A 9,736-nucleotide genomic window follows, 5' to 3' on the forward strand; every position below is an offset into this window, starting at 1 on the left:
CGGCTACAGGCTGTCGGTCTATTCTTTAGGGCGCGCAGGCACCGCTTGCGGCGCTTAGGACGCCGCCGCCTCGATCGTGCGCAGCGCGCTCAGCATCACCTGCTTGCGATCGAGATTGGCGCCTTCCGCCTTGGCGAACAGGCGGTTGACGTTGTCCCATACCTCCATCCACCGATCAAGCGCACGATCCCGGCGCGCCGCGAAGGACAGCCGTTCCATCAGGGCGGCCTCACCCTCCACGATCTCCGCCGCCGGGATACCCCGCGCCAGCGACCGGTTGAAGCGTGCCAGCCACCACAGCAGCAGGTCGGTGGTCGTCTCCCACACGGTGTCCTGGCCCGCGCGTGCCACCTGGTCGGCCAGGGCGTGGGCGGCGGCCAGGTCCAGGCGCGGCAGGGTGTCCAGCACGCCCAGCAGCACGCGGTAAAGGTCCAGCCCGCCGGCGGCGGCCAGGTCCAGGCCTCGGCCGATGCTGCCATCCGCCAGGGTGGTCAGCGCCGCGGCGTCGCCCATCTCCAGCTCCGGCATGATGCGGTTGACCAGGCTGCGCACCGTGGTGGTGGGCAGCGGGTCCAGCATCAGGGTGCGGGTGCGTGAGCGGATGGTGGGCAGAAGCGCGCCGGGATTGTCCGCCACCAGCAGGATTAGGGCGCGGGGTGGCGGCTCCTCCAGGATTTTCAGGATGGCGTTCTGGCCGCTGGGATTCATCTGGTCGGCGCCGTCGACGACGACGATGCGCCAGCCGCCCTCCGCCGCCGTCAGGCGCAGGAAGGGGGCGATGCGCCGCACCTCCTCCACCGGCAGGTCGCGCTTGAAGCGCTTCCGCTTCTCATCCCAGGTGCGCTGTATGGTCAGCAGGTCGCCATGCGCGCCGGCGGCCACGCGGCGGGCGATGGGGTTCTCGGGGGAGACGTACAGGCTGGTGGGCGGCGGCGGCGCGCCGAACAGGCCGTCTCCTTGCTGCTCCGCCCCGCCGGACAGCAGGAAGCGGGCGAAGCGGTAGGCCAGCGTGGCCTTGCCGATGCCGGGCGGGCCGCCGATCAGCCAGGCGTGGTGCAGCCGTCCGCCGGTGGCGGCCTTCAACAGGGTCTGTTCCGCCGCCGCGTGGCCCATGAGGTCATGGGTGGCGATGGGGGCTGGCACGCTCTCCCGATCGAAGGCCGGCGCCGGCATCAGGCGGATCCCTTCGCGGGGGGCAGGCGCGCCAGCACCGCGTCCAGCAGGCGGGCCTGCACGGTCTCGATGTTCGCCGTGGCGTCGATGACGACGCAGCGGGCGGGATCGTCGGCGGCGATGTCCAGGAAGCCCTGGCGGAGACGCTCGTGGAAGGCGGTGCCCATGCGCTCGTACCGGTCTTCCGCCCCCGGGCGTGTTCCGGCGCGGGCCAAGCCGGCCGCCACGGGCAGATCCAGCACCAGGGTCAGGTCGGGCATCAGGCCGCCGGTGGACAGGCGGTGCAGATCCGTCAGGATCCGCCGATCCACGCCCATGGCATAACCCTGGTAGGCCACCGTGCTGTCGACGTAGCGGTCGCACAGCACCCAGGCGCCCCGGGCGATCGCCGGGCGCACCAGGGCCTCGACATTCTCGTGCCGGGCGGCGTTGTGCAGCAACGCCTCGGTCAGGCGCTGCCAGGGGGTGTCGCCGGCCACCAGCAGGCTGCGGATGGCGGCGGCGCCGTCGCTGCCGCCGCCGGGTTCACGCGTCGTCACCACCTCCAACCCCCGGGCCGCCAGTGCCTGGGCCAGCAGACGGATCTGAGTGGATTTGCCCGCCCCTTCCCCGCCCTCCAGGGTGATGAACCGGCCGGTCATCATCGGTTCAGCTGCCGAAGATCATGCGGTGCAGGCCAGCACCCATGCGGCCGAACAGGCCCAGGCGGGGCACGTCGTTGGCCGCCTGCAGGGGGATTTCCACCGTCTGCAGGTCCGGTGCCGTAACCTTCAGGGTGGCGACGACCGTGCCCTTGGCCACGGGGGCGGCCAGCGGCAGCTGGCTGACCACCGCCACCTTCATGGCGCGGCGCTGTTCCGCCGTCAGGGTGATCTTCAGGCCATCGGCGATGGTCACCGGCACGGCGTCGGCGGTGCCCAGCGACACCGGCAGGGTGTCCACCGTCTCGCCCGCCTTGAACAGGGCGTAATCGTCGAACTCATGGAAGCCCCATTCCAGCAGGCGGGCGGGCTCATCGGCGCGGCTCTGCATGCTGGTCAGGCCGTTGACCACCAGCACCAGGCGGCGGTCGCCGCGCTTGGCCGACGCGATCAGGCCGTAGCCGCCAGCCTCGGTATGGCCGGTCTTCAGGCCATCCACGCCCATGTTGCGATACAGCAGCGGGTTGCGGTTGCCCTGCTTGATCTTGTTATAGGTGAACTCCAGCTCCGAGAAATAATGATAGTACTCGGGGAAGTCGTGGATGGTGTGAATGGCCAGGATCGCCAGGTCGTGCGCCGAGGAGTAGTGGTTGGCGTCGGGCAGGCCGGCCGCGTTGGTGAAGTTGCTGTCCTTCATACCCATGTCGTGGGCGCGCTTGGTCATGTTGCGGCAGAAGGCTTCCTCCGTGCCGCCCAGGCCCTCGGCCAGCACGATGGTGGCGTCGTTGCCGGACTGCACCAGCACGCCGCGGATGAGATCCTCCACCTTCACGTTGGCGCCCAGCGGCAGGTACATGGTGGAGCCTTCGGTCTTGGCGCCGCCCAGTTCCCAGGCGCGGCGGCTGACTGGCAGGCTGTCCTCCAGCGACAGCTTGCCGTTCTTCAGCCGGTCGAAAACCATATACATGGTCATGACCTTGCTCATCGACGACGTCGGCATGTGCTGGTCGGCGTTCTTGGCGAACAGGACGGTACCGGTGTCGGCATCCATCAGGATGGCCTGGCGCGCCTCGGTATCGATGGTGGCGGCGTGAGTCGTCGTGCTGAGAAGACCGCCCAACAGCCCCAAAACCAGGGCGCCCTTCGCCAAAACCTTAAGTTCCATGTCTCTTCTATCCCGACTGCGTGTCCGATAGCCCTAAAGCATCTGTGCGGGCTTCATGCCCCATGGCCGCCGGCCGTACCAGTCTTTCGGACGGCCTATGGCCAAAATGTCACACCCGGCGCCAGTACCTGAACAGGGTGCGGCGGCCTGCCGGGCGTTGGCAAGCCCCGCCTATTCGACCCGGCCTATTCGACCCCGTCTATTCGACCCCGTCTATTCGACCCCGTCTATTCGACCCCGTCTATTCGACGATGACGCGGGCGCCGTTGTTGCCGGCGGCTACGACCTGGTCCAGCACCTGGTCGGCTTGCTCCGGCGTGTCCAGTGGGCCGACGCGGACGCGGAAGAACTGCGTCCCGTTCACCATGGTGGGGGCCATGAAGGACGGGCCGATGCTGGCCAGACGCGCGCGCAGCTTGTTGGCGTTGTCGTACAGGGTGAAGGACCCGGCCTGCACGTAGATGCGCTTCGGGCCCGGCCCAACCGCCACCTGCTGCACCACCGGGGCCGGCATGAAGCGGCCATCGGGCTCCGTCGTGCCGGGAATGGTGGTGGGCGCCGCCACCGTGCGCTCCGGCGTCGCCGGCTTGGCCGGCGGCAGGGCCTGGCCCTGCACCGTCACGCTGGGGCGGGGGGCGGCCTTGGGCACCGGGCTGCCATCCGCCATGGTGGTGGGCACGGGCGCGGTGGCGGGCGGCGTGTTCAGGGCCACCTGGGCACCGCCGGCCTGCATGGCGGCGGCGGCGATGGCGCGGCTCTCGTCCGCCAGGATCTGCACCCGCACCTTGGCCGTGCCCTGCTGTTCCATGCCCAGCAACTGGGCGGCCCGGCGGGACAGGTCGATGATGCGGCCGGCGGCGAAGGGGCCGCGGTCGTTGATGCGCACGACGATGGACCGGCCGTTGTCCAGGTTGGTCACCCGCACCAGGCTGGGCATGGGCAGGGTCTGGTGCGCGGCCGTCAGCTCATTCTGGTCGAAGGTCTCGCCGTTGGCGGTGCGTTCCTGGTGGAAGCCGGGGCCGTACCAGCTGGCGATACCCGTCTGGTCGTAATCGTAATCGGCGCGCGGGTAGTACCATATACCGCCGATCTGGTAGGGATTGCCCACCTTGTAGCCGGGCTGGCCGCCGGCGGGCGCGGTCGGAGTCGCGGTCTTGATGGAGGTGGCGGGGGCCGGCGCCTCCTGCTTGTGGGCGCAACCGGCCATCAGCAGGGCGCCCAGCGACAGACCGGCCAGGGCCGCCGTCTTCAACGGAAACTGCCACGTCGATTCGTTGGCAGCGGTGGCCGCCGCCGTCCGCTTCACCAGATTTGCCCGGCTCATCACTCGCACACCGCTATGGATTGTGGCTGCACCCTACAACAGTTCACAGCGCCGCGCCAAGTTGATCGGCCAGCAAACCAACGGTGGTCGCGAAATAAGTGGACCGGTTCCAGTTCATGATCGTGCGGTAATTGTCATAGACCAGGAAGGCGCGGCCATCCGGCCCATCGGGGATGACCAAGGATGCCGAAAGCGCCCGCGCCGGCAGCGCCTTGCCGTCCAGCGCCCGCACGCCGGCCTTGGCCCACTCCGCCAGGGTGCGCTTCTTGTCCAGGCCGGCGGCGGAGGCGGCGTCCAGCCCCCCCTTTCCTGCATTAGGGGCCGGCAGCTTCACTTCCCGCCCCCAGGTGGTGCCGGCGTCCCAGCCCACGGTGGACAGGTAATTCGCGGCGGAGGCCAGCACGTCCGGGGTCTTGGTCCAGATGTCGCGCCGGCCGCAGCCGTCGAAGTCCTGCGCGAACTTGAAGAAGGCGCTGGGCATGAACTGCACCTGGCCCATGGCGCCGGCCCAGGAGCCCTTCATGGTCCCGGGATCGACCTTGTCCTCCTCCACGATGCGCAGGGCCTGGATCAGCTCCTTGCGAAAATAGGCGGGGCGCCGGCCGTCGTGGGCCAGGGTGGCCAGGGCGTCGATGATGCGGAAGCCACCGGTGATCTTGCCGTAATTGGTCTCCAGCCCCCACAGCGCCACGATGTACTGCGGCTGCACGTGGTACCGGGCGCTGACCTGGGCCAACAGCGCCGCGTTCTGCCGCATCATCTCCCGCCCCTTCTGGATGCGGTCGTTGGTCAGGACGCGGCCGGCGTAGGTGGCGAAGGTTACAGTGCCCTCCGGCTGCTTGCGGTCCAGGTCGATGACGCGGGGCAGTTCCTGCACATTGCCAAGGGCGGCATCCAGGGTCGCCTTGCTGATGCCCTGGGCCATGGCCTCCTGGCGCACGCCGTCCAGCCAGCGGGCGAAGTCCGCCTGTTGCTCTGGGGTGATCACCGTGGGCGGGGGCGCGGCGGAGGTGGCCGGTGCCGCTGCTGGTGCCGCCGCTGGGGCGGCCCCCTGCGGAGCCGGCGCGCTGGCGGCGGCGGGTGGTCCCCCGGCGCAGCCGGTCAGCAGCAGCGCGGACAGAAGGCCGACAGCCGTGCTACGGGACAGGAAGGTACGGCTGATGGCGCGGCAGGCAGGCGGGCAGGTCACGAGGCGGAATCCTTGGGCGAAAGCGATGCGGCGGAAGGCGCCGGGGTGAATGGGCCGGTGATTCACGGCGATTTGGTGGCGATATCGGGTGCCGGCCGTTCCGGTCCCGGAAACAGGCTGTCCGTGCGGTCCATCAGGCGATAGGCCACCAACCCGATGTATTCGTGCACCGACTGGGACAGCAGTTCCAGCCCCCCCAGCAGATCGAAACTGGGCCGGTACAGCAAGACCTTCGGCGCCCGTATGTCCACGGGATAGGGCACCACCGGCCAACCGACACGGCGGAAGATACCCACCGACCGGGGCATGTGGAAGGCCGAGGTCACCAGCAGCCAGGTCTGGCCCGGCTCGGGCCGCATCAGATCACGACTGAACCGGGCGTTCTCCCAGGTGTTGCGCGACTCCCCCTCGAAAGTGACGTGGCTGATGTCCATGCCCATCTCCTCCAGGGCGGCGCGGGCCACGGGCGCTTCCTTCTCATCCGGATCGCGCAGTTCGCCGGAACCGCCGGAAAAGATGATGCGGGCGTTCGGATAGCGGCGGGCCAGTTCGGGCATGACCATCAGCCGCTCGGCGGCGCCATTGACCTCGGGCCGGCCTGTCTCGGCCGTTGCGATCTGATCGACGGAGCCGCCCAGGACGATGATGCCATCGACATGGTCGGGCAGCGCCGTTGGCGCGGGGAAGCGGGTTTCCAGCGCCCGCATGCTCCACGCCCCCACTGGCACCACCGCGACGATCAGCAGCGCCAGCGCCGCGGCGCGGGCGCGACGCAAGGAATGCTGCGGCTCAAAGCCCCTGGTTGTAAAAAGTGTCGCCAATAAAAATAAAAGCAATAAATTGCCCGGCGCGCTCAATGCCCAGAAGATTTTGGATAGGGCGAAGCTCAAGGTGTTTGTTCCCCATAATCTTTTGTCGGGAAAGTCCACCAGACCTTCCTGCCTACCGTTGTAACCGGCGGTTGGGTACGCCCGGGGTGGACCACACCGGGTTTCGTGGAATTTGCCGAATATTGCATGGACAGCGCAGTTTCCTCATGCGGCGGGCGCACGAAATGGTCTAAGGTCAAAATCAATCGAGAACAAGCCGGCCCAGCCCCTATCGTGACCGAAGCCTGCCTGACCGTCGTCGCCCGATCCGACGCGGCACCCACCGGTGCCGGTGCTTTGCAGGATATTTCCGTCTTCACACGCCGTATCGATGATCACCTGGGTAGCCATAGCGGCCCCTGCGCCGTGCTGGTGATCGAGATCTCGCGCATGGCGGAATTGTACAAGCTGATGGGGCAGCAGGCGCTGGACACCTCCATGGCCACCATGGCGGAACGGGTACTGAGCCTGTGCGGCGGCAGCGATGTCGTTTGCCGAATCGCCCGGACCCAATTTGCCCTGTTCCTGCCCGACCTCAGCCACGCCAGCAAGGCGCTGTTCACCGCTTCCGCCCTGGCCGCCCGCGTGGCCGAGCCCATTCTGGTCGAAGGGCGGCTGCTGTACATGGTGGCGAAGATCGGTGTGGCGGTATCGCCCGATGATGGCGCCAGTGGCCAGACGTTGCTGCGCAACGCCGCCATCGCCCAGGGGGAGGTGGCGAAATCCGGCTCTGTCCACTACCTGCACTACACCGAACAGATGCGTGACCGGCTGCGCCACCAGTTGATCACGGAGACGGAGCTGCGCCAGGCCATCCTGGATGAGGCCTTCATCCTGCACTACCAGCCCAAGGTGTCCATCGCCGATGGCACCCCCATCGGGGGGGAGGCGCTGATCCGCTGGCGCCATCCCACCCGTGGCCTGCTCTACCCCATGGAATTCATTCCGATCGCGGAAGAGACGGGCCTGATGGTGCCCATCGGCGAATGGGCGCTGCGTGCCGCCTGCCGCCAGATCCAGACCTGGATCGAGGCCGGACGACAGCCGCTGCAGATCGCCGTCAACGTATCGGAGCGTCAGTTCCGATGGGGCCATTTGCCGGCCCTGATCGACGTGCTGCTGCGCGAGACGGGCATCCCCCCCCACCTGCTGCAGCTGGAGATCACCGAATCGGTGTTGCCGGAGGATTTGGAGGGCGCGTTGCGCCAGATGGCGTGGATCGCCGACTGCGGCGTGGCCCTGGCGCTGGATGATTTCGGCACCGGTTATTCCTCGCTGTCCTACTTGCGCGAGCTGCCGTTGGATTGCCTGAAGGTTGACCGCAAGTTCGTCCAGGATATGGAACAGGACAGCAGCACCCGCCACATCGTGCAGGCCATCGTCGCCATGGCCAAGGCCATGGGATTGAAGGTCGTGGCCGAGGGCGTGGAGACGGAGAGCGAGCGCAACCTGCTGCGCGGCATGGGGGTGGAGGAAGGCCAGGGCTACCTGTTCGCCCGCCCCCTGCCCGTCAAGGAATTCGAAGCGTTCTGCGGGCTGTGACGTCCGGCTGTTAGGGCCGGTAGCCTTCCTTGGAAAATCATACCGACGGTTGGGCCGTATCGTCCTGCTTGGTGGGACCGGTGCCGCTGACGGCACGAACCCAACCGGCCACGATGGCGCCCACTCCGTCACGCTTGAACTCGATGCCCACGCCGTTTTCAGTCCGGCGCACGATGCGTACGGCGGCGGCCACCGGCGCGCCGGGCAAGCGCAGCACGCCCTCCGTCCCTATGGGCAAGTCAGGTCCGGGAGTGAGGAAGGCGCCGCCGGCGGATACATCGGCAATGCGACAGGAGACGATGGTGTCACCGCAGCTCAGCTGCACCTCGCTGTCCACCGACAGGCGGTCGTAGGTGCGGCGGTTGTTGGGCCGCACCAGATTGGACAGGACACGCTTGATATCGCCCCAGGCCATGAGCCTCTCCCCTGACGCCAAGCCCTGCGGCCGCCCATTCGCCAACCGAACCCGTTCAGCCGCGCCATCATAGCAGTGTGCCGCCAAAGGAACAGCGACGCAAATGCCTGGGAGGAATGCCTTTCCCGCGAGTATCTTCTGAGGCACACACCCCATGGTTCATTGGCGCGACTGTTGGGAGTGCGCAGCGGCCTCCCCTGCAGTGGGAACGAGGGCAAATGGAAATGATGGAAGGCTAAGGCCGCGCCTGCGCGCCATTGGACGGGGAGCGGATATCCGCCAGGTCAAGGATATAGAATTCCAACTCCAGCCGTTCCTCAGGGCTGGCGTCGGCATAGGCGCGGGTGGCGCGTATACCGGACAGCATTTCCGCCGCCCGGCTCAAGGCGATATCCGCCGCCGTGCGGTGGGCTGTGATTTGGTCCCCAGGCTGATGCTCCCCAAGCTGGGAACTTCTTATCGTTGCACTTGGATCGCCCTGGCGATCGTCGTGAGGATTGGACATGGTCCAAAGTCTCCCCTGACAACAGTGGGCACGAGACCTACAACGAAAGTCGTTTATACAGTTTATGAAATGGTCTCGGAATTGCGGCGGTGGGGCTATCTCCAAAGTGGCAACAGATCGGTCGCATTGTTCCAGTTGTACTGGGCCTTAATTGCGCGGCGTCGCGGCCTCGGCCGGACTTACCATTCGCAAGGACGGGCTCTCGACCTGGTGGGCCTCCAGGACCTTGTGCACGGATTGCCCGATCATGCGGATCTCGTCGAACTGCGTGACCAACTCGAAACAAAACAGGAAAGCCAGGGTATAACAGGGTGCGGGAAAGCGCATCATGACCCGCAGGATAGGGGTGGCGTAGAGGCGGCGGACGGTGTCGCGCGTCATCAGCACGGTGATGGCCACGCCAATCAAGGCCCCCGCCAGCACATCGGTGGGATAGTGCAGGCCCAAGTAAATCCGCACCAGGCAGACAAAGACGGCCGTATAGGCCATGGCGGCGACGCCGACACCCCGCCATACCAGGAAGATGCCGGTGGACACCGACATCCACAGCATGGCGTGATCACTGGGAAACGAGCTCCAGGTCCTGAGGATGGTTTCACTGGTGCCGCTGAGCGGGAAATGGAAGGGCACGTCCGGGTCGTAGATGGGACGCTGGCGGAACGGCAGGAAATGGGCCAGCCCTCGCCCCACCCCCAGCGCCACCAAGCCGCTGGCGAAGGTGGCGATGACCATCTCCTTTTCCCATAGGCCGCGCTTGCCACCCCGGAACCACACCCACCACAGCACGGCCACCGGAAACAGCCCCTTGAACAGGGAAAAGCTGGAGATGGTGTGGATGGCGTGATTCACCCCTTCTGACCTGAAAGCGTGGGTTGTCAGGAACTCCTGGATGGCGCTGTCAAAGCCGTTCATC

General features: G+C 67.0%; 10 protein-coding genes. 1 reads left to right on the plus strand and 9 read right to left on the minus strand.

Translation table 11 applies throughout. The features are described 5' to 3' along the window. Positions 1-54 precede the first annotated feature (54 nt). From I55_RS15240 to I55_RS15265, 6 genes are all read right to left on the minus strand, one after another. Complete coding sequence (locus I55_RS15240) at positions 55-1,173, minus strand: DNA polymerase III subunit delta' (protein WP_044561441.1); 1,119 nt, start codon at positions 1,171-1,173, stop codon at positions 55-57. After that, positions 1,173-1,817, minus strand: coding sequence for a dTMP kinase (tmk, locus tag I55_RS15245; protein WP_044561442.1), 645 nt, complete (start codon positions 1,815-1,817; stop codon positions 1,173-1,175). Before tmk ends, I55_RS15240 begins: the two co-directional genes overlap by 1 nt. Before the next feature lie 4 nt (positions 1,818-1,821). Further along, positions 1,822-2,979, minus strand: a complete 1,158-nt coding sequence (locus tag I55_RS15250) for a D-alanyl-D-alanine carboxypeptidase family protein (protein ID WP_049974157.1) — start codon at positions 2,977-2,979, stop codon at positions 1,822-1,824. Positions 2,980-3,220: 241 nt separating this feature from the next. Further along, positions 3,221-4,303, minus strand: a complete 1,083-nt coding sequence (locus I55_RS15255; protein WP_083901136.1) for a septal ring lytic transglycosylase RlpA family protein — start codon at positions 4,301-4,303, stop codon at positions 3,221-3,223. 43 nt (positions 4,304-4,346) lie between these two features. Continuing rightward, entirely contained in the window at positions 4,347-5,492 is a 1,146-nt protein-coding gene (locus I55_RS15260) for a lytic transglycosylase domain-containing protein (RefSeq protein WP_252181163.1), read from the minus strand. Positions 5,493-5,554: 62 nt separating this feature from the next. Beyond that, complete coding sequence (locus I55_RS15265; RefSeq protein ID WP_252181164.1) at positions 5,555-6,268, minus strand: YdcF family protein; 714 nt, start codon at positions 6,266-6,268, stop codon at positions 5,555-5,557. Between the two features lie 327 nt (positions 6,269-6,595). On the opposite strand from I55_RS15265, the gene I55_RS15270 reads away from it, so the two are divergent. Further along, the gene (locus tag I55_RS15270) at positions 6,596-7,903 is read left to right on the plus strand and encodes a bifunctional diguanylate cyclase/phosphodiesterase (protein ID WP_049974159.1); all 1,308 of its coding nucleotides are present in this window, start codon (positions 6,596-6,598) and stop codon (positions 7,901-7,903) included. Between the two features lie 37 nt (positions 7,904-7,940). On the opposite strand, the gene I55_RS15275 is transcribed toward I55_RS15270, so the two are convergent. From I55_RS15275 to I55_RS15280, 3 genes are all read right to left on the minus strand, one after another. Further along, positions 7,941-8,318, minus strand: coding sequence for a PilZ domain-containing protein (locus I55_RS15275; protein ID WP_044561445.1), 378 nt, complete (start codon positions 8,316-8,318; stop codon positions 7,941-7,943). 235 nt (positions 8,319-8,553) lie between these two features. Next, a complete protein-coding gene (locus I55_RS36010; RefSeq protein WP_148293759.1) occupies positions 8,554-8,823 on the minus strand; it encodes a hypothetical protein in 270 nt (89 codons plus the stop codon). Between the two features lie 147 nt (positions 8,824-8,970). Continuing rightward, the coding region (locus tag I55_RS15280) for a phosphatase PAP2 family protein (RefSeq protein ID WP_044561446.1) at positions 8,971-9,736 on the minus strand (766 nt) is incomplete at its 5' end.

The organism is Azospirillum sp. B4, from assembly GCF_000333275.1.
Classification (GTDB): Bacteria; Pseudomonadota; Alphaproteobacteria; order Azospirillales; family Azospirillaceae; genus Nitrospirillum.